Raw genomic sequence first — 20344 nt, 5'->3', positions numbered from 1 at the left:
CCGATGGGCATATTTCTGCCTGGTCTCGTCGGCTTGAAGGCGTAGTTCCGAAACCGGAGCTTTTCACTTGGTGCGGGTGTCTTGTCATGTTTCAGTTGTTAGGAGCAGCTTCGATAAGCGGCTATATCATCACGGCATTGTTCCTGCTCGTGGCGGTCGGTCGTCTCGCCAGAAACGCCCTTTATAGATTCACCGCAGGGCTGCCGAAGCGCTCAGCCTTGAAGCATTATGCGACGGCTGCCACCTCTTTGGTGTTCTTTTGCCTGCTGGTTGTTCGGATGTGTTTCATCGCCACCGTGATCATCGATTGCGCAATTCAAGGTGACAAGATGGAAATCAGCGGCAGTCCTGGAAGCCAGTTTTGACGCCGGATCCATCTCGGAGATCCCCGCAACATATCTCAACATTATCGAACATATCATCGCACGACACCTGATATGCTGAAGGCGGCGTCCGGCGCGGCGGCTGGCATCGTGTGGCATCCCTCCGAGATCTTTGACCCGGCCATGGTGAAACATGGTAATTTCGCGCCGCAGCTCCCGGCAACAGAACGAATGACGATGGCATATGAAATGGCAGTTCCCAATCACGTTCGTATCCTCATCGTCGAGGACGATCCCGCGATCGCGGATATGCTGGTGGACCTTCTTCGAAGCGGCGGCTTTGGGGCCTCGTCGGTGGAGAACGGCGCGGCTATGGATCGACTGATGGCGCGCGAGCAATTCGATCTCATCGTCCTCGACGCGATGCTTCCGGGCGAGGACGGCTTCAGCATCTGCAGGCGGCTTCGTGCTTCGTGCCCGGTACCGATCTTGATGCTGACGGCGCTTCAGGAAGATATCGACCGCATTCTGGGCTTGGAGCTCGGAGCCGACGATTATGTCACGAAACCATTCAACTCCCGCGAGCTGCTGGCCAGGATCAAGAGTATTCTCCGCAGAGCGTCATATGCTCTTCATCAGGAGGAAGCACTTGGCCTCATGACGTTCTCGGGGTGGCGCATCGATCCCAAAAGCCGTCAGCTCCACGACGCGGACGGAGCGCAGGTTTCGATGACCACCGCGGAGTTCGATATTCTCCTGGCATTCTGCTGCAATCCGAACAAGGTTTTGACCCGCGAACAACTTCTGTCGATGACGCATGCCGGATCGGCGGGACCGGTTGAGCGCAGCATCGACGCCCACATCAGCCGGGTCAGGCAAAAGATAGAGCCGAACCTGAAAGATCCGACGTTCATAAAGACGGTGCGGCTGGGCGGCTATCTTTTCGCATCCAAGGTAGAGCGTCTCTCTTGAGAAATTTTCGGCGCGCTTCAATCCAGAACCAGATCCTCATCCTGGCGACCCTCCTTGTCGTGCTGGTTTCCGTGGTGGCGACCGCCATGGAGCCATTCATCTACGGCCGTCATGATCGCGGCTTTCAAAACGGGCTGTTTGCTGCGAGGGCGGCGATGATTGCGGAGCAATTTGCTGAGGCAAGATCGGCGGAGGGCGAAGACGTCGTCCTCGAGCGAGCTGCAGCCCTCGGCATTACGGTCCAAAGGACGCCCTTGGATCGGTCCGGCGCAGGGGAACAACGGATACCTCCAAGCGAGTTGGTGGCGCGTATCGGCGCGATGCTCGCCGACAATGTTTTGACGGCATTTCATCGCTTCGTCATGGGTCAATCGCACCCTGACGTCTTGACTGTCGAAATTGACGGTAAGCGCGCCCTCGTCTTCCAACTGCCGGTTTTTCCCAGCTACTTGTGGTTCGTTCCGGCAGCTGCAAGCGGATTTCTGAAGATCGTCATTCCTTTGGTGCTGCTCGCCTATTTCAGCAGCCGGCTGATCACCGAACCTCTCAGGCGGTTTGCTGCCGCTGCCAAACAAGCATGCATGGAAGGCAATCTGGAACAACCTTTCGAACCGGACGGTGCAGCCGAGATTCGCAGTCTTGCGGAATCACTCAATGTCATGAGCGATCGAATCCAGAGCATGGCGGAGGATCGGACAAGAATGCTGAGCGGAGTGGGTCATGATCTGAGGACGCCGCTGACGAGACTGCGGATGCGGGCCGAGCGCTCCGCTGAGCCGGAACTTCGCAGCCTGATGCTGGCCGATATCGCCACCTTGAGCTTCATGATCGACGAGTGCCTGGCCTATTTCAAAGACCCGTTGGTGAGGGCGGTCGATCGAAAGGTCGATATCTCGAGCCTGCTGCAGACGATCGCGACCGATTTCGCCGACACCGGCGTCGATGTGAGTTTCACCGGCCCGCGGCGGCTGGCGTTTATCTGCAAACCCCAGGCGCTCAGCCGCGCGATTACGAATCTGGTGGAGAATGCGTCCCGTTACGCGGCGCAGGTCGAAATCGGCTTGGAATGCCGCAATGATGGCGGGATCGAAATAAGGGTGAGCGACAACGGCCCCGGCTTGACGGATGAGCTCAAGACAAAGGTTTTAGAGCCGTTCTTCAAAGCGGATAAATCGCGACAGATCGGCGCCCAAGGCGGTTCCGGGCTTGGGCTCGGTCTGCCGATCGCCAAGGGGATCGTCACCAAAGGGCACAACGGAGAATTGACGTTGCTGGACAGGAAGCCGAGCGGCTTGGTCGTCGTGATCGATCTTCCCGCCGGTCAGTTGGCCCAGCCTGAAGACCCGCCGTCGATCCCTTCATCACATTAAATTCCGGCCGGCCGGCGGCGTCGTCAAGCTTGGCGTCGTGCCTGCGTCGCAAAATGCTCGCGAACATTTCCGCATATTATAGCAAACACAGCAATATTCGAATTCCATAAAACCGGTCCCAGATCGATGCCGTTCGGCATTTCCAAAGCTGGAGCCAAACCTTGATAAAGACAATAAAAGTCGGTGCCGCATTGATGCTCGCCAGTTCGGCCATCGCCGGATGCTCGACTCCTGATCCGACTGTCTATTCCGGACTCGCTTCGGCCTCGCAGCTTCAGCCGAATATGGCGGACAAGACCGGCCGCGTGCCTTATCGTTATCAGACGAATGTCAGCTGGAGCCAATACACCAGGATCATCATCGATCCGGTCACGGTCTATAACGGTCCCGACAATCAGTTCGGCAAGTTCCCTGAAAAAGACAAGGCGTTGCTTGCCGACTATATGCAGGCTCAATTCACGGAACAGTTGAAGACGCGCTTTGCCATCGTCAGCGCGCCTGCTCCGGCAACGCTCCGATTGCACGTGACGCTGACGGGCGCAAAGGCGACGACCGCGGTGCTCGGAACGGCCTCACACATCGACGTTGCGGGCGGTTTGTACAACACCGTCCAGGCCGCTCGTGGCCGAGAAGGCTCGATGACCGGATCGGTGAATTATGCCGTGGAGATCTATGATGCTGCGAGCAATCGTCTGCTGTCGTCATACGTCACCAAGCAATATCCCAATGCGATGAATATCGGTGCCAGCTTCACGGCATTGGAAGCCTCAAAGGTAGGCGTCCGCAAAGGTGCCGACGCTCTGCTTGCCGAGTTCAACAGCTGTAGGAGGGCTGCGTTCCGCTCACAAGATCGCCTGGCCGGCCATCAGTGCCAGGACCAGGAAGATGAGGAAGATCACCAGCGCAATGCCGAAGAGAACGCGGGCGATCGTCGCAGTGGCCGCGGACACGCCGGAAAAACCGAAGAAGCCGGCGATCAGTGAAATCACGAAAAATATCAAAGCCCATTTCAACATGACGTGATCCTTTGCACCTATCCGAGAAAGACGCGTCAACCGGGAAAATGTTCCAAGTCGTTTGAATGGGATGGCGTCTCTGCGGAGAAATAACGCTCCTTGTGCAGTTCATCGTCTACGCGCGCGCCATGATCCGGACCGGCGGCGGGCGAGTGCTGGCGCTTTGCCGCCACACCGCCCGAGTCTCCGCGGATCCTAGCTTTTCGCCGCTCAGCCGTGATTGATCATCACGTGGCGCACGGCGGTGTAATCTTCCAGCGCGTAGACCGACATGTCCTTGCCGTATCCCGACTGTTTGAGGCCGCCATGCGGCATCTCGTTGACCAGCATGAAATGCGTGTTGATCCAGGTGCAGCCATATTGCAGGCGAGCGGCAGTCTTCATGCCGCGGCCGATATCCTTGGTCCAGACGGAAGAGGCGAGGCCGTAGTCGCTGTCGTTTGCCCAGGTGACGGCATCCTCGGCGTCGGTAAATCGGGTGACCGAAACCACCGGGCCGAAGACTTCACGGCGGACGATCTCGTCGTCCTGCGTGGCGCCCGATATGACGGTCGGGGTAAAGAAGAAGCCCTTGTCGCCGGAGACTTTGCCGCCGGTGGTGATCTCCATGTGCTTGTGTTCGGAAGCGCGGGCGACGAAGCTTTCGACGCGGTCGCGCTGGCGCTTGGAGATCAGCGGACCGATCTCGTTTTCGGTATCGTCGGCTTGGTTGAAGCGGATGCTCGACACCGCCGAGGAGAGATCGGCGACAAAATTGTCGTAGACCCTGGCGTCGGCATAGATGCGGCAGGCGGCGGTGCAGTCCTGGCCGGCATTGTAGTAGCCGAAGGTGCGGATGCCGGCGACGACGGCGTCGATATCGGCATCGTCGAAGACGATGACCGGTGCCTTGCCGCCGAGTTCCAGGTGCGTGCGCTTGACGGTCTTGGCGGCCGCCTGCAGCACCTTCTTGCCGGTAGCGATATCGCCGGTAATCGAGACCATGCCGATCTTGGCATGATTGATCAGGGCGTTGCCGACACTTTCGCCGCGGCCGAGGATGAGGTTGACGACGCCTTCGGGAAGAATATCCGAGAGCAGTTTGGCCATCTTCAGCGCCGTCAGCGGCGTCTGCTCCGAGGGCTTGAAGACGACCGTATTGCCGCCGGCGATCGCCGGCGCCAGCTTCCAGGCCATCATCATCAGCGGATAGTTCCAGGGCGCAATCGAGCCGACGATGCCGATCGGATCGCGCCGGATCATCGACGTATGGCCGGGCAGGTATTCACCGGCGGCCGGTCCGTGCAGATTTCGCACGGCACCGGCAAAGAAGCGATAACAATCGACGATCGCCGGGATTTCGTCGTTCAGCACTGCATTGATCGGCTTGCCGCAATTCAGCGCCTCAAGCGTCGCGAAGCCGGCGGCATCCTTCTCGATGGCGTCGGCAATCCTCAACAGGTAGCCGGAACGTTCGCCCGGCGTCGTCCGCGACCAGCTTGCGAAGGCTTTTTCGGCGGCATCGACGGCGGCGTCGACTTGGGAAAGCGAGGCTTCAGGAAGGTCGATTACCGTCTCGCCGGTCTTCGGGTTCAGGATGCGCTCTTCCGTCTCCGTGCCTTTTTCAAAGCGGGAACCGATCAGCATTTGGATGTCCATGATGTTCTCCCTGTTATTTGCCGGCACCGGCGATCTGATCGCCGTCGCGGGTGAGGTAATAGGCTGCCAGGATCGGCAGGAAGGTGACGAGCACCACGACCATGGCGACCACATTGGTGACCGGGCGCTGGCGCGGGCGGATGAGTTCTTCCAGCATCCAGATCGGCAAGGTCGATTGCTGGCCGCCGGTGAAAGTGGTGACGATGACCTCATCGAAGGAAAGAGCGAAAGCGAGCATGCCGCCGGCAAGAAGAGCGGTGCCGATATTCGGCAGGATGATATGACGAAAGGTCTGGAAGCCGTCGGCGCCGAGATCCATCGAAGCTTCGATTAGGGAACCGGAGGTGCGGCGGAAGCGGGCGACCGCATTGTTGTAGACGACGACCACGCAGAAGGTCGCGTGGCCGAGCACGATGGTCCACACCGAAAACGGAATGTCAAACAGACTGAAGGCGGAGCGTAGCGCAATGCCGGTGATAATGCCGGGAAGGGCGATCGGCAGGATGACCAGCAGCGAGATCGCCTCGCGGCCGAAAAATTTCGTCTGGCTGACGGCTGCCGCGCAGAGCGTGCCGAGGAGGAGCGCGATCGCTGTGGCGATGACGGCGACCTGCACGGAGAGGCCAAGCGCCGACCAGACGTCCGGCCGGTTCCAGGCAACGGCGAACCATTGCAGCGTCAGGCCGGGCGGCGGCCACTGATAGCTCTTTTCCTCGGTCGTGAAGGCATAGACGAAGATCAGCAGGATCGGCAGGTGCAGGAAGAGCAATCCGACGGCTGCGGCGATCTTCAAGGCCAGCGGCGATCGTTTGAGGTCAGAGCGCATCGAAGGCTCCCAGTTTCTTGGCGAGCGATAGATAGAGCGTCATGATGACGATCGGCACGACGGAGAAGGCGGCGGCGAGCGGCACGTTGCCGGCCGTTCCCTGCTGAGCATACACGGCCTGGCCGATGAAGAGCCTGGACGAACCGATGATCTGCGGGATGATGTAATCGCCCAATGTCAACGAGAAGGTGAAGATCGAACCGGCGACGATGCCGGGCAGCGCCAAAGGCAGCAGCACGGTGCGGAAGGTCTGCCGTGGGGTGGCGCCGAGATCGCCCGAGGCCTCGATCAGGTTGGCGGGCACGCGTTCGAGGGCCGCTTGGGTCGGCAGGATCATATAGGGAAGCCAGATGTAGACAAAGACGATGAATGTGCCGAGGTAGCTCACCGACAGCGAATTGCCGCCGACGACCGGCAGATTGAGAATGCCGTCGAGCAGCCAGGCGAGGTGAAGCTTCTCGAAGATCCAGGTGAGGATGCCTTCCTTGGCGAGGATCAGTTTCCAGGCGTAGATCTTGACGAGATAGCTCGACCAGAGCGGCAGCATGACGCCGAGATAGAAGAGCGCCTTCCACTTGCCCTGGGCATAACGCGCCGCGTAATAGGCGATCGGGAAAGCGATCAGGGCGGCAGCGACGGTGACCAGCGCCGCCATGACGACAGTGCGGATGATGATGTCGAAATTCGTCGGGCTCAGAAGCTGGGCATAGGTCGAGAGGGTGAATTCGTAATTCACCAGTCCGGAAAAATCATCGATCGAGAAGAAGCTCTGCAGCAGCAGGGCGATCAGCGAGCCGACATAAATGATGCCGAGCCAGAGCAGCGGCGGCGTCAGCATCAGGAAGAGCAGCAATTTCGGGTGCCGCCAGAAGGCGTCCGACAGCCGGCCGAAGAGCCCGCTGCGTCCCGGCAGGATCGATGCCTTGCCGCCTGACAGAGTGAGCGCCGTCATGCCGCATCGTCCATGTAATGGACATCGGCAGGCTGCCAGGCGAGACGGATGCCGGCGCCGACTTCGGGCACCGGCACGCCGGCCGGCAGCATGACATGCAGCCTGCTGCCCTTCAGAGCGACGCTGAGGCGGGTGGCAGCGCCGAGGAAGCTTGCATTTTCGACTTTTGCCTCGATGCCGTCGCTTGCCAGGCGGATGGCTTCGGGGCGGAGGCTTGTCCAGCGCTTCTCACCGCCGAGGAGGGCCATCAGATCAGGCGCAATCACGTTCGATGAGCCGACGAAATCGGCGACGAAGCGGGTCTTCGGGCAGCGATAGATATCCTGCGGCGTGCCCTGTTGAACGATGTTGCCATCGTTGAAGACGGCGACGCGATCGGCCATCGACAGCGCTTCGCCCTGATCATGCGTGACGAAGACGAAGGTGATGCCGAGGGCGCGCTGCAGGCTTTTCAACTCCTCCTGCATCAGCTCGCGCAGCTTCAGGTCCAGGGCGCCGAGCGGCTCGTCGAGCAGCAGCACCTTCGGCTTGTTGACCAGCGCGCGGGCGAGCGCCACGCGCTGGCGCTGGCCGCCGGACAGTTGACCGGGACGGCGGGCGCCATAGCCCGGCAACTTGACGAGATCGAGGGCTTCGCCCGCCGCTTTCATCCGCTCGACCTTGCCGACGCCCTTGACCATCAGCCCGTAGGCGACGTTGTCGAGGATATTGAGATGCGGGAAGAGCGCGTAATCCTGGAAGACGGTGTTGACGTTGCGGCGATAGGGTGGAACGCCGTCGGCCGTTTCGCCGAAGATCTGGATATGGCCGGCGGTCGGTTGCTCGAAGCCGGCGATCAATCTCAGGCAGGTCGTCTTGCCGGAACCTGACGGTCCGAGCATGGCGAAGAATTCGCCGGGCGCGATCTCGAGATCGACGCCGTCGACGGCGCGAACCTGGCCGAAATGGCGCGATACCTGCTGGAAGCGGACGGCTGACGTCATTGGGGAACTCCGGGCCTTGCATGTTCAGAGAGGGCTTGGGTCTTGGCTAGCGAAGACCCCGCCCCAAACCCCTCCCCACAAGGGGGAGGGGCTTAACCTGCCGTACCCTTTCGCAAATACCTTGGTGTTTCGGCAGGATTCGGCGGTGCCACTTGTAGCCCCTCCCCCTTGTGGGGAGGGGTTGGGGCGGGGTCTTCAACCACACAAGCTGACTTGGCTGTTACCGTCCGCCGATCACGCCGATATAATCCGACACCCAACGATGATAGGGCACGCATTCGCTCTGCGTGGTGCATTTGGCGACCGGGGTTTTCCAGAACTTGATCTTGTCGAAGTGATCGAAGCCGTTGGTGGCGCAGCCGGCGTCTCCCATCAGTGCGTTGCCCTTGCAGGCGGCGGGGACGGAGGGCACGGCGCCGAACCAGGCGGCGGCATCGCCCTGGACTTTGGCCTGCAGCGAATGTTCCATCCACATATAGGCGCAGTTCGGATGTTCGCTGTCGGCGTGCAGCATGGTGGTGTCGGCCCAGCCGGTGACGCCTTCATCGGGGAAAGTCGAGGCGATCTTCTGTTTGTCGGCCTGCAGCAGGTTCACCTGGAAGGGCCAGGAGCCGGAGGCGACGACGCCTTCGTTCTTGAAGTCGTCGATCTGGATCATCGCGTCGTGCCAGTAGCGGGAGACGAGCTTGCGCTGGCCGCGCAGCAGATCGAGGGCCGCCTTGTACTGGTCCTCTGTCAGTTCGTAAGGATCCTTGATGCCGAGATCCGGCTTATGCGCCATCAGATACATCGCCGCGTCGGCGATATAGATCGCGCCGTCATAGGCCTGAACGCGACCCTTGTTCGATTTGCCGTCCGGCAGCGTCTGCTCCTCGAAGACGACATTCCAGCTGGTCGGCGCCTTGTCCTTGAAGGCATCGGTATTGTACATCAGCACATTCGGACCCCAAAGGTAGGGCACGCCGTAATGGACGTCGCCGACCGTATACCATGGGCCTTTCTGCAAACGCTCGTCGACGGTCTTGAAGCTCGGGATCAGGTCGGTGTTGATCGGCTGGACCCGCTTGCCGGCGATGAGGCGAAGCGAGGCGTCGCCCGATGCCGTGACGAGATCGAAGCCGCCCTCGTTCATCAGCGATACCATTTCATCCGAGGTAGCGGCGGTCTTGACGGAAACCTTGCAGCCGGTTTCCTTTTCGAAATCGGTGACCCAGTCGTAGTTCTTGTCGGTTTCGCCGCGCTCGATATAGCCGGCCCAGGCGACGATGCTGACCGCTCCTTCGCCCTTGCCGAGCGCCTTCAGCGGTTCGGCGGCGATCCCCTGCGTCGCGAAGCTCAGGCAGGCGAGCGCTGCCGTGCAGGATTTCAAGAGATGCGTCATCATCCGTCTCCCGGTCTGGTGCCACTTTTGTGGCGGTTTGTTCCCGGATGAAAAGGTGACGCGAAAAGGCCGCTTTCGCAAATTCATTTATCAGAAAGGCGTTATCGGAAATTCCGATATCAGCGGATGCGTCCAGACCGCAGACTCTCGGCAATGCCGACGAAATCGCGTGCCGCCTGCGGCAGGCTGGAGCCCTTGCGCCAGACCATGCCGACCTGGACGACCGGCAGCGAGCCGGAGACGTCGCGGCTTTCGATACGGTCGCCTTCAAGCGACCACGGGCGATAGACCAGATCGGGAAGCAGCGCCACGCCGGCGCCTGTGGCAACCAGGCTGCGCACCGCCTCCACCGATCGGGTGCGGAAGGCGACATGCGGGCGGGCGCCAAGCGCCGAGAGCAGCTTGCCGGTATTCTCCTCGATTTCATCAACCGTCAGCATGATCAGCGGTTCGCGGGCGATGTCGGCGACCGAGATGATGTCGGCCGAGACCAGCGGATGGCCCATCGGCAGCCAGAGCCGATAGGGCGAAGTTTCGAGGATTTCCGCCTGGAGCGCCATGCGGTCGCGCAGGTTTGATATCACCATGACGGCGACATCGAGTTCGCCGCCGACCAGGAGGTGTTCGAGGTAGCCGCCATTGTCCTCAATGGCGCTGACCTCGATGCCAGGGCAGGCGCGCCGATATCGCGCCAGGAGGTCGGAAAGCACGTAGCCGGCAACAAGCGAAGTGACGCCGATGTTCAGCGTGCCGGAAAGGGCGCTTTGCTGGCCGGAGAAGCTGGTGCGCGCATCGGAAACGGAGGCGAGGATCTTCGTCGCGTGACGCAGGAACTGGTGGCCGTTATGGGTGATCGTCAGGCCGCGCGGGTGGCGCTCGAAGAGCGTAACGCCGAGATCCGTTTCGAGCTCCTTCAGCGCTTCCGTCACCGAGGATTGCGAGATCGACAGGTTCTGTGCGGCGCGCGTTACCGAACCCTGCTCGGCGACGGCGACGAAATATTGAACCTGGCGAAGCGTGAAGGCCATGGGCGTTTAGAGCATGGCGGAACAGGCCGTGGCAAGCGGTCGGCGAAAGCGGACCTTTTTTGGTGTTTTCTCAAAATGGCGCAGGCTTTTCACCCCCACTTAAACTTTCGGAAACGTCATTTCCTTAGCATTATCAGCACTTGTCCTGCGTTGGAGTTTCAGATGGCGGAGCAGTTGGCGTGAAGGCCTTACTGCGCATGTTCCGGCCTTCCCGGAAATTGGCAATCATCATCGGTGGAGTCGCTCTTCTGGCGGGCGTTTCCGGCGGCGCGGCTGTTTATGTCGGCAAGGACAGGCTGATGGGTGCCGCCGGTGGTGGCTACGGGCTCGAATGTAGCGACATCAACCTGGTGACGATCCGGAAGCAGGACCACATCTGGGTACGCAAATACATCAAGACCGAACCGACCGATGGGATGACGCGCGTCAAAACCGCGCTTCGGGTCGCCCAGGCCGTTTATGAAGCGCAGAAGCCGGATCTGGTCCAGGTGGTGGTGCTCGACGAGAACGGCCCGACATTGCGCGCCGACATCCGCGGCCGAGCCATCGGCGCCGACGTCGTCTATATCCCGCATCCCGACAAGACCGTTCCCGGCCTCGACGACAAGCCGTATACGGCGCGCTACTATGACGGCAAGGCCAGCGAAAACGGGCTGTTCTTCGGTGAGCGCATAGATATGCCTTCCGACGAAATCGCCATGATCAGTTCCGGTTTCAAGGATCCCGAGGATTGTGTCGATCCGGTCGCGGTTGGCTCCACGAAGAACGGGGAAAAGGGCAAGAAGGCCGCAGGCGGCGCACATGGCGCAGCACCGGCGGCCGAAAGCAAGGCCGCGCCTGCTGCGGAGAGCGGCGGCGCCGATGTCGGCGCGGAGGCACCGGCCGAAGAGTCGCCGGCGGAAGCGCCAAAGACCCACTGAACGGGCAGCACAAAAAAACGGAGCGCCGGCCGGCACTCCGCTTATTTTGTTCGATATTTTATTTCTGTCAGTCGGCCTTGTTGCGGCGGGCCGGGAAGAGGATGACGTCGCGGATCGACGGCGCGTTGGTCAGCAGCATGATGAGGCGGTCGACGCCGATGCCGAGGCCGCCTGCCGGCGGCATGCCCTGGTCGATCGCATCGAGGAATTCCTCGTCCAGCTGCTTTTCCTTTTCGCCGCGGGCATGCGCCTGTTCGAGTTGTTCGACCATGCGGCGGCGCTGCTCTTCGGGATCGTTCAGCTCCGAGAAAGCGTTGCCGAGTTCCCAGGCATTGCAATAGGTCTCGAAGCGCTCGACGAGGCGCGGCTCGCCCGGCACTTCCTTGGCGAAGGGCGAGATGTCCTTCGGGAAGTGGGTGACGTGCGAGGGCTGGATCAGCGTCTGCTCCACCTTCTCTTCGAAGATGAAGGCGAGGCATTCGCCCCAGGTCCAGTCTTTCTCGACCTCGAAGCCGGCGGCCTTGGCGGCAGCGCGGGCTTCCTCGTCCGTCTTCATCGCCAGGAAGTCGATGCCGGTGACTTCCTTGACGGCATCAGGCATCGGCACCCGCTTGAACGGCCCCTTGAAGGACAGGCGCTTGTCGCCGAATTCGAATTCGGTGGTGCCATGGATGGAGAGCGCCAGGGTCTCGAACAGCCGCTCGACGAGGTCCATCATGTCCTCGTAATCGGCATAGGCCCAATAACACTCCATCATGGTGAATTCAGGATTGTGCCGGGTGGAGACGCCTTCGTTCCGGAAGTTCCGGTTGATCTCGAAGACCTTGTCAGTGAGGCCCGAGACCAGCGTGCGCTTCAAGAACAGTTCTGGCGCGATGCGCAGATACATGTCGAGCTTCAGCGTGTTGTGATGCGTCTTGAACGGCTCGGCGGTGGCGCCGCCATAGATCGATTGCAGCATCGGCGTCTCGACTTCCATGAAGCCGTCATTCTCCATGAAGCGTCGGATGCCGGAGACGATCTTCGAGCGCTGCTGGAAGCGAAGCTTCGAATCCTCGTTGGTCATGATGTCGAGATGGCGCTTGCGATAACGCAGCTCGATGTCGGAGAGCCCGTGCCACTTTTCGGGCATCGGCAGCAGCGACTTGGTCAGCATTTCGATCTTCTGGGCGTTGATCGTCAGTTCGCCGCGCTTGGTGCGGCGCACGATGCCGGTGACGCCGATGATATCGCCGATATCGATCATCGGCAGCAGCGCCCGGGCTTCTTCCGGGGTCGTGTCCTTGTGACTGAAAATCTGGATCTTGCCGCCGGCGTCGTGGATATCCATGAACATGCCGGAGTTACGCGAGGAATAAACGCGACCGGCAACGGTCACGATGTCCTGCGTCTCGACGTCGGGTTCCAGAGATTCGTATTTGGCGCCGAGCTCGGCATTGGTCATCGTCCGGTGGAAATGCGCCGGGTAGACGTCGCCGATCTGCTCGCGCAGCAGCTTCAGCTTCTGGGCGCGCACCTCAGTCGCGTCGGAGGAAAGGGTGTTTTCGGTCTTGTTGTCAGCCACTGTCGAAATCCTCTGACTGTTCTTACTTCGAGCCAACGAGGGCGGCAACCGCCTGCGAGGCGAGCTTCAGGCGCTGACGCACGACGGACCGGCCGAGGATCGCCATGGAATCGAAGAGCGGCAGCGAACGCGACGAGCCGGACACGGCGACAAAGAGTGGCGAGACCACCACCTTCAGCTTCTTGCCCATGCGGTCGGCAATCGCGCGCAGCTCTGCCTCGATCGTCTCGACATTCCATTCCAGGATCTTTTCGAGATCCGGCTGAACGGTGTTGAGGATCTCCAGGATCTCTTCCGGCGGCGACTTGATCTTGGCGAAGTCGGAAGGCTGCAGGCCGAGATCGGACTTCAGCAGGAAGCCGGCGAGATCGGGCAGCTCGCCGAGCTTGGAAATACGCGTCTGCGATAGGCGCAAGCCGGCCTTCAGGCGGTCGTTTTCCATCGCCCAGCTCAGCACACGAGCCTGGAATTCCTCTTCGGAAAGCTTCTCGCGGATCCAGCGGCCATTCAGCCAATCGAGCTTCTGGATGTCGAAGATCGCGCCGGCCTTGGAGAGCATTTCCGGGTCGAACTTCTCCGAAAGCTCATCCATCGTCAACAGCTCCTCACCTTCGGCGATCTGGATGAAGAACAGGCCGAGGAAGTTCATCAGGGCTTCGGGGATATAGCCGAGCGCGGAATAATAGGAGATCGAGGTTGGGTTCTTGCGCTTCGACAGTTTCGATTTGTCGGCGTTGCGCATCAGCGACAGATGCATGAAGACCGGCTGGTCCCAACCGAAATAGCGGTAGAGCAGGATGTGCTTCGGCACTGAAGCCAACCATTCTTCGCCGCGTGCGACATGGGTGATCTTCATCAGATGGTCGTCGATGACGTTGGCCATGTGATAGGTCGGCATGCCGTCGGCCTTGACCAGCACCTGCATGTCGACGGAATCCCAGGGGATGGAGACATCGCCGTAGACGCCGTCGGTGAAGTCGCACGAGCCTTCGGCCGGGATCTTCATCCGGATGACGGTCGTCTCTCCGGCTGCCATGCGCGAGGTCACTTCCTCGGCCGTCAGATTGAGGCAGAGGCCATCATACTTTGGCGGCTTGCCGGCGGCGCGCTGAGTTTCGCGCATCTGTTCGAGGCGCGCGGGCGTGCAGAAACAGCGGAAAGCATGGCCCTTTTCCAGCAACTCCTCGGCGTATGGCTGGTACATCGGCTTGCGGTCGGACTGGCGATAAGGGCCGTAGGGACCGCCGATATCCGGGCCTTCCTTCCATTCCAGGCCGCACCATTTCAGGGCGTCCAACACCTTCGTCTCGAATTCCGGGGTCGAGCGCGCCGCGTCGGTATCCTCAATGCGCAGGATGAACTCGCCGCCGTGCTTCTTGGCGAAAAGGTAGTTGAAGAGAGCGATGTAAGCGGTGCCGACATGCGGCTCGCCGGTCGGCGAGGGAGCGATGCGGACGCGGACGCCGGAAGTTGTCATTGGTATGGCCCGTCAATGAACGCCGGACGGCTTTCCGGGGAAAGCGACGTTCGGTCGAAGGATGCAGATATCTTCATCGGCAAACCGGCCGAAAAAGGGCATACGCCCGCATTATCCGCCGATCGTCCGTTCGGCTGGCCTTAGGCCATATTCAACCGGCGCGTCAAGAAAAACCGCCTGCAAAGGCCCGATGGAAGAGAAGGCGCGCCGGTTTCGCCGCGCCTTCTCGCTTCAGCCTCAATGCGCGCTTTCGCGCTTGCGCTTGCGGGCATTGCGCGCGAACATGTTCAGCACCTCGACCAGCGCCGAGAAGGCCATGGCGGCGTAGACGTAGCCCTTCGGCACATGGAAGCCCATGCCTTCGGCGATCAGCGTCGTGCCGATCATCAGCAGGAAGGCGAGCGCCAGCATGACGATCGTCGGGTTCCGCTCGATGAAGTTGGCAAGCGGGGTCGCGGCAACCAGCATGACGGTAACGGCGGCGACGACGGCGACCACCATGATCGGCAGATGCGGCGTCATGCCGACCGCAGTGATGATGCTGTCGACCGAAAAGACCAGGTCGAGCAGCAGGATCTGGCCGATCGCCGATGCAAAGCCTGTCGTGGTGGATTTCGCGATGAAATCCTCCTGCTGGTCTACAGGATCGACGCTGTGGTGAATTTCCTTGGTGGCTTTCCAGACCAGGAACAAGCCGCCGGCGATCAGGATCAGATCCTTCCAGGAGAAGCCGTGTCCGAAGGCCTCGAATAGAGGTTCGGTCAGTTGCACGATCCAGGCGACGGTGCCGAGGAGTGCGAGGCGCATGACGAGCGCAAGACCGATGCCGATCTTGCGAGCCTTCTCCCGGTGTTCAGGCGGCAGTTTGTTGGTGAGAATGGAAATGAAGATCAGGTTGTCGATCCCGAGAACGACTTCCATCACCACCAGCGTGATGAGCGCCACCCAGGCGGCCGGATCCTGAATGAGCGTCATGATTTCCTGCATAAGCGTATATCCCTCTTGCGTCACATGCGTGAATGACGCGCGCAATGTAGTTTGGGTAGCCTGCTACGCAAGCACCGCAAGGGGGTATACGAAATCGATGTGACTTTTATTCCCTAGAACAGGACGATGTCATGAGAAAACCGCTCACACTTTTCGGCGTCATGCTCTGATCGGCAACCAGATTTCGGTGACGCCCATGCCGGTATAGGGGTCGAAGCGCTCGTCGTAGCGTTCGAACATGTCGGGGGTCTCGCCATGCTCCAGGCCGGAGGTCGGCCACCATGTGCCGAAAATCCGGTGCATGGTCGCGGGAATGCCGGAGACATGGCCGCGATGAGTGAAGACGACGTAGCGCTGGCCGGGAAGCTTGAGCGTTGCAAAATCCGCCGGCAGATCACCCGCATCGGAGATTTCGGCCGCGGCCATGTAGCGGAATTTCTCCGCTTCGCCGTCGATATGCGTGCAGATGCCGTAGGCGACGTTGCCTTTCTGGCCTGGTATATGGCCGAAATGGGCATTGAACTTCTGCCAGAGCGAAGGAATGGCGGCATTGCCGCCATAGGGGTAGATCTCCTGCAGACCGGCAAAGAGCATCGGCTGAAGGGTTTCGAAGCGGGGCGGTTCGAGGTCGTTGAGGTGGGCGGGGTCCATTCTGATCGGCTCCAGCAAGACAAGGTTGCGGGCGTGCCCCTGCCGGCGCACCGCATCCGGCGTCATGCCGAACTGGTCGCGGAAGGCACGGGTGAAAGCTTCGTGCGAGCCGTAGCCCGCGCAAAGCGCAACCTCGAGAATGGTGGACGAGCCGCTAACAAGCGTGGGCAAGGCGCGGCTGAGGCGCCGCCCTCTGATATAGCCGCTGATCGAGTGGCCGGTGACGAGCCCGAAGACGCGTGACAGATGGTAACGCGACAATCCGGCTGCTTCCGATATCTCTTCCAGCGATAGATCGCTTTCGAAATGGCTCTCTATGAACCATATCGCCCGTGCGATGGCGCTCATCCTTACTCCCCTGGTTACCGCTCCTTCTTAGAGAAATGCCGGCAGCCGGGTTTGATCGTTGTTGCGGAGTTTCGGTCGGCGGGGAGCGACCGTCAAGGATGTGGTCAGGGGCTCTCGTGCTGGCGCGCGCCGTAAGCGGCCATGAAGACCCGGATCGCGCCGCGAATGACGCGCTCGATTTCGTCGCGATGGGGCGGCTCTTCCATGCTTCCGAACAGACGGAGCTTGAAGAAACTGCCGCTGGCGAGGTCGAGAAACTGGCCGGCGGCCAGATCGATATCGTCGATCTCGAGCCTGCCTTCGGTGATCTGTCGTTCGAGAAAATCGCGCATGATGGTGCGCAGGTTTTCCGGGCCCTTGAAGAAGCGTTGACAGAGCACCGGCATGCGGTCGCGCACGCCAAGAACGGTGCGCATGGCGCTGATGACCTTTTCATCGGTCATATGGGTGACGAAGCTTACCCCGAATTCGTACAGACCGGTTTCGGGATCGTCATGTTCGGCAAGCGCCGTGCGCACGGCCGCCACGAAGGCGGCGCGCTCGGCCTCGATCATTGCCGAAAACAGTTCTTCCTTGTTGGTGAAATAGACGTAGAGCGTTCCCTTGGAGACGCCGGCCTCGCGCGTCACGTCGTTCATGCTGGCGGCGTCGAAGCCCATCTTCATGAAGACGCGCTTGGCGCCGGCGAGAATCTGCTGGCGCTTGGCCGGGTCTTCGCCCGCGGCAAACCGGCCTCCGCCAATGGGAGGGCTGAAGACGGCGGCGTGGTCGGGTTTCAGCGTCATTTATCCTTAACCGTATTCACGGTTTCGTTTTTTCTTTAAAAGAAATCGAACCGATTGGTTCTATACATCTTGATATGACGGTAAAACAGGTTTAAGTCAACTGAACCGAACCGTTCAGTTCGATTATTTACTCCAAGATCGGTAAAGTGGCCATGTCGAGCAACCAGAAAAGCAGCGTCGCGCGGATTGTCAGCGAAAACGCCGAAGCCGAAGAGGTGAAGGCCGAAGTCGCGGCGGTTGCAGAAGCTCCGACGGCGGAAGCCCGCGAGAAACCATCGGCGCCTGCGCAGTCGGCGCCGGTCGCTGCACCTGCAGCTGCGAAGAAGCGCCGCAGCCCGGTGCTGCCGATCGTTGTTCTCGCCATTCTGGCGGGCGGCGGCTGGTATGGTTACGAATGGTGGACGAACGGCCGCTTCATGGTGTCGACAGACGACGCCTATATCGAGGGCGATATTGCAACGATATCGCCGAAGGTCACGGGCTACGTCGCGAAGGTGAATGTAGTCGCCAACCAGGAAGTCAAAGCGGGCGACGTGCTTGCCACGCTTGATAACGGCGACTATCAGAACGCCCTCGATCAGGCCGAGGCCCAGATCGCCACCGAACAGCTTTCGCTGCAGCGCATCGACGCGCAGATAGAAGGCGCCAATGCCAGCCTCTTACAGGCGCGGGCGCAAAAGGTGGCACTCGAAGCGGCCGTTCGCGGTGCCGAGATTACCCAGAAGCGCCAGAGCGAGCTGCAAGCGAAGTCGGTCGGCACTGCCGCCGATCTCGACAATGCCAATATCGCGCTCGACCAGGCCAAGGCCAATCTTGCCGGCGGCGACGCCAATATCACCGCCGCGCAGGCCAACATCACCATCCTCCAGGCGCAGCGCAAGGAGGCCGAAGGTTCGGTCCGTTCGCTGGAAATTTCGCGCGACAAGGCCGCCCGCGACCTCTCCTTCACCGTGCTCAAGGCGCCTTATGACGGCATCGTCGGCAACCGCTCGGTCCAGGAAGGCGATCTCGTTTCGCCGGGCCAGCGTCTGATGGCGCTCGTTCCGGTGCATGAGCTCTATATCGACGCCAACTTCAAGGAAACGCAGATACAGCATCTGGTTCCCGGCTCGAAGGTTAACGTCCATGTCGATGCCTATAGCGACCATCCTGTTGTCGGCACCGTGGAATCGATCTCGCCGGCTTCCGGCTCAGTCTTCTCGCTGCTGCCGCCGGAAAATGCCACGGGCAACTTCACCAAGGTGATCCAGCGCGTGCCGGTGCGCATCGCGCTGCCGCAGGATGCGCTCGATAGCGGGCGTCTGCGCGCCGGCCTGAGCGTCGTCGTCGACGTCGATACCCGCACGGCGCCGAGCAAGTAAGCCTTTAGACAAGGCGGAGGTTCTTCGATGGCCGGAAGTGCGACAGCAACAGCAGGGACGATTCCGGCAGCGCCCGCCCCCCATGCCGAGGATCATATGGATCCGAGGAAGCTCATCGCCTTCTTCGCGATGGTGCTCGGCATGTTCATGTCAATCCTCGACATCCAAATCGTCTCGGCTTCGCTTGCCGAAATCCAGGCCGGCCTTTCGGCCGGCAGCGACGAAGTCGGCTGGGTGCAGACAGCCTATCTGATCGCCGAAGTGATCATGATCCCGCTTTCGGGTACGCTGGCGCGCATCATCTCGACACGTTATCTCTTCGCAATCTCGGCTGCCGGTTTCACCATGGCGAGCGCGCTTGCGGCGACGGCGACGAATATCGACCAGATGATCGTCTACCGCGCCATCCAGGGTTTTATCGGCGGCGGCATGATCCCATCGGTCTTCGCGGCTGCCTTCACCATCTTTCCGGCGTCGAAGCGCAGCATCGTTTCGCCGATCATCGGCCTGATCGCCACGCTGGCGCCGACCATTGGTCCCACGGTCGGCGGTTATCTCAGTCATGCCTTTTCCTGGCACTGGCTGTTCCTCGTCAATATCGTCCCCGGCATCATCGTCACGCTCGTCACCTGGAACTTCATCGATTTCGACAAGCCGGAACTGTCGCTCTTCAAGAAGTTCGACTGGTGGGGGCTTTTCTCGATGGGCATCTTTCTCGGTGCGATGGAATACGTGCTCGAAGAGGGCAATTCGAACGATTGGTTCAACGACAGCTCCATCGTCATCGCCGCCGTCGCCTCGGGCGTTGCGGCCGTCATCTTCTTCTATCGTGCCTTCACGGTGGAGTTCCCCGTCGTCGACCTCAGGGCCTTTTCGAACCGGAATTTCTCATTCGGCTCGATCTTCTCCTTCGTCATGGGAATCGGCCTCTATGGCCTCACCTATATCTATCCGGTCTATCTCGGACGCATTCGTGGCTATGATTCACTGATGATCGGCCAGACGATGTTCGTGTCCGGGCTTGCGATGTTCTTCACCGCGCCGATTGCCGGTCGGCTGTCGACGAAGATGGACCTGCGCCTGATGATGGTGATCGGTTTCACCAGCTTCGCCGCCGGTACCTACATCATGATACACCTGACGGCGGATTGGGATTTCTACGAACTGTTCATCCCGCAGATCCTGCGCGGTTTCGGGCTGATGATGTGCATGGTGCCGATCAACAATATAGCGCTCGGCACCATGCCGCCGTCGCGCATCCGCGGCGCATCCGGCCTGTTCAACCTGACCAGAAACCTCGGCGGTGCCGTCGGTCTTGCGGTCATCAACACCGTACTCACCAACCGGCAGGACGTGCACTACGAACGGCTGCGGGAGAATTTGGACTGGGGCAATCCGGCCGCGATCGACCAGATGAATAACATGACCGCCAATTTCAACACCTATGGCATGGATGGCGCCTCGGTCGCGATTAAGCAGATGGTCGGTCTGGCCACCAAGCAGGCGATTGTCCTCTCTTTCAGCGACGTGTTCCTCATCCTGACCGCGCTTTTCGTTGCGATGATCCTCGGTGTCGCGATGATCAAGAAACCTGCGCCGCAAGGCGGGGGAGGCGGTGGCGGCCACTGACCTCCGGCCTGCCGCCCCTTGAAAGGCCCTCTCCGGAGGGCCTTTTTGTTGCCGGTTTCCGACCTCTATGCCATCGGGCGGATGATCGCTGGCGGGATCAGTCCGAAGCAGGTATCAATGCCGGAAAATCGGT

General features: G+C 60.5%; 18 protein-coding genes and 1 pseudogene. 7 read left to right on the top strand and 12 right to left on the bottom strand.

Annotation, left to right across the window (positions count from 1 at the left end; translation table 11 throughout):
- Nucleotides 1-86: 86 nt before the first annotated feature.
- The 4 genes and pseudogenes from GR197_RS08510 to GR197_RS08495 all read left to right on the top strand — a co-directional run.
- Nucleotides 87-365, top strand: coding sequence for a hypothetical protein (locus GR197_RS08510; protein WP_164008442.1), 279 nt, complete (start codon nucleotides 87-89; stop codon nucleotides 363-365).
- Between the two features lie 189 nt (nucleotides 366-554).
- Nucleotides 555-1295: a response regulator gene (locus GR197_RS08505; protein WP_164008573.1), complete on the top strand. Its 741-nt coding sequence runs from the start codon at nucleotides 555-557 to the stop codon at nucleotides 1293-1295.
- Complete coding sequence (locus tag GR197_RS08500; RefSeq protein ID WP_164008441.1) at nucleotides 1292-2665, top strand: sensor histidine kinase; 1374 nt, start codon at nucleotides 1292-1294, stop codon at nucleotides 2663-2665. The genes GR197_RS08505 and GR197_RS08500 overlap by 4 nt, the downstream gene beginning before the upstream one ends.
- Before the next feature lie 194 nt (nucleotides 2666-2859).
- Nucleotides 2860-3477: pseudogene (locus tag GR197_RS08495) on the top strand (DUF3313 domain-containing protein); the annotation flags it as partial.
- Between the two features lie 30 nt (nucleotides 3478-3507).
- Here GR197_RS08495 and GR197_RS08490 read toward each other — a convergent pair.
- From GR197_RS08490 to GR197_RS08460, 7 genes are all read right to left on the bottom strand, one after another.
- Nucleotides 3508-3681 carry a DUF1328 domain-containing protein gene (locus GR197_RS08490; RefSeq protein WP_007631868.1) on the bottom strand — a complete coding sequence of 58 codons (174 nt, stop codon included), beginning with the start codon at nucleotides 3679-3681 and terminating at the stop codon, nucleotides 3508-3510.
- 210 nt (nucleotides 3682-3891) lie between these two features.
- Nucleotides 3892-5319 carry a gamma-aminobutyraldehyde dehydrogenase gene (locus tag GR197_RS08485; RefSeq protein ID WP_164008440.1) on the bottom strand — a complete coding sequence of 476 codons (1428 nt, stop codon included), beginning with the start codon at nucleotides 5317-5319 and terminating at the stop codon, nucleotides 3892-3894.
- Between the two features lie 13 nt (nucleotides 5320-5332).
- A complete protein-coding gene (locus GR197_RS08480) occupies nucleotides 5333-6145 on the bottom strand; it encodes an ABC transporter permease (protein ID WP_164008438.1) in 813 nt (270 codons plus the stop codon).
- The gene (locus GR197_RS08475; RefSeq protein WP_164008437.1) at nucleotides 6135-7097 is read right to left on the bottom strand and encodes an ABC transporter permease; all 963 of its coding nucleotides are present in this window, start codon (nucleotides 7095-7097) and stop codon (nucleotides 6135-6137) included. The genes GR197_RS08480 and GR197_RS08475 overlap by 11 nt, the downstream gene beginning before the upstream one ends.
- Nucleotides 7094-8080, bottom strand: a complete 987-nt coding sequence (locus GR197_RS08470) for an ABC transporter ATP-binding protein (RefSeq protein ID WP_164008435.1) — start codon at nucleotides 8078-8080, stop codon at nucleotides 7094-7096. The genes GR197_RS08475 and GR197_RS08470 overlap by 4 nt, the downstream gene beginning before the upstream one ends.
- Nucleotides 8081-8300: 220 nt before the next feature.
- A complete protein-coding gene (locus tag GR197_RS08465; RefSeq protein WP_164008433.1) occupies nucleotides 8301-9461 on the bottom strand; it encodes an ABC transporter substrate-binding protein in 1161 nt (386 codons plus the stop codon).
- A 119-nt stretch (nucleotides 9462-9580) separates the two neighbouring features.
- Nucleotides 9581-10489 (bottom strand): LysR family transcriptional regulator, encoded by a 909-nt coding sequence (locus GR197_RS08460; protein ID WP_164008431.1) that lies wholly within the window; start codon nucleotides 10487-10489, stop codon nucleotides 9581-9583.
- Between the two features lie 179 nt (nucleotides 10490-10668).
- Between GR197_RS08460 and GR197_RS08455 the strand changes: the two genes are divergently transcribed.
- Nucleotides 10669-11409 carry a hypothetical protein gene (locus GR197_RS08455; RefSeq protein ID WP_164008429.1) on the top strand — a complete coding sequence of 247 codons (741 nt, stop codon included), beginning with the start codon at nucleotides 10669-10671 and terminating at the stop codon, nucleotides 11407-11409.
- A gap of 67 nt (nucleotides 11410-11476) precedes the next feature.
- Here GR197_RS08455 and lysS read toward each other — a convergent pair whose 3' ends face one another.
- The 5 genes from lysS to GR197_RS08430 form a co-directional block, all read right to left on the bottom strand.
- Complete coding sequence (gene lysS / locus GR197_RS08450; protein ID WP_164008427.1) at nucleotides 11477-12973, bottom strand: lysine--tRNA ligase; 1497 nt, start codon at nucleotides 12971-12973, stop codon at nucleotides 11477-11479.
- Nucleotides 12974-12995: 22 nt separating this feature from the next.
- Nucleotides 12996-14450: a glutamate--tRNA ligase gene (gene gltX / locus GR197_RS08445; protein ID WP_164008426.1), complete on the bottom strand. Its 1455-nt coding sequence runs from the start codon at nucleotides 14448-14450 to the stop codon at nucleotides 12996-12998.
- Nucleotides 14451-14687: 237 nt separating this feature from the next.
- On the bottom strand, nucleotides 14688-15437 hold the full coding sequence (locus GR197_RS08440) for a TerC family protein (RefSeq protein WP_164008424.1): 750 nt from the start codon (nucleotides 15435-15437) through the stop codon (nucleotides 14688-14690).
- A gap of 159 nt (nucleotides 15438-15596) precedes the next feature.
- Nucleotides 15597-16436 (bottom strand): AraC family transcriptional regulator, encoded by an 840-nt coding sequence (locus GR197_RS08435; protein WP_164008422.1) that lies wholly within the window; start codon nucleotides 16434-16436, stop codon nucleotides 15597-15599.
- A 104-nt stretch (nucleotides 16437-16540) separates the two neighbouring features.
- A complete protein-coding gene (locus GR197_RS08430; RefSeq protein ID WP_164008420.1) occupies nucleotides 16541-17221 on the bottom strand; it encodes a TetR/AcrR family transcriptional regulator in 681 nt (226 codons plus the stop codon).
- Nucleotides 17222-17373: 152 nt separating this feature from the next.
- Here GR197_RS08430 and GR197_RS08425 point away from each other — a divergent pair, with 152 nt between their 5' ends.
- Nucleotides 17374-18582, top strand: coding sequence for an HlyD family secretion protein (locus GR197_RS08425; protein WP_164008418.1), 1209 nt, complete (start codon nucleotides 17374-17376; stop codon nucleotides 18580-18582).
- Nucleotides 18583-18609: 27 nt separating this feature from the next.
- Nucleotides 18610-20211 (top strand): DHA2 family efflux MFS transporter permease subunit, encoded by a 1602-nt coding sequence (locus GR197_RS08420; RefSeq protein WP_164008416.1) that lies wholly within the window; start codon nucleotides 18610-18612, stop codon nucleotides 20209-20211.
- Nucleotides 20212-20344: the final 133 nt, after the last annotated feature.

It is taken from the genome of Rhizobium phaseoli, from assembly GCF_010668805.1.
Taxonomy (GTDB): domain Bacteria; phylum Pseudomonadota; class Alphaproteobacteria; order Rhizobiales; family Rhizobiaceae; genus Rhizobium; species Rhizobium phaseoli_A.
The sequence above is the reverse complement of the archived record's forward strand: the minus strand, read 5'-3'. Positions and strand labels throughout refer to the sequence as shown.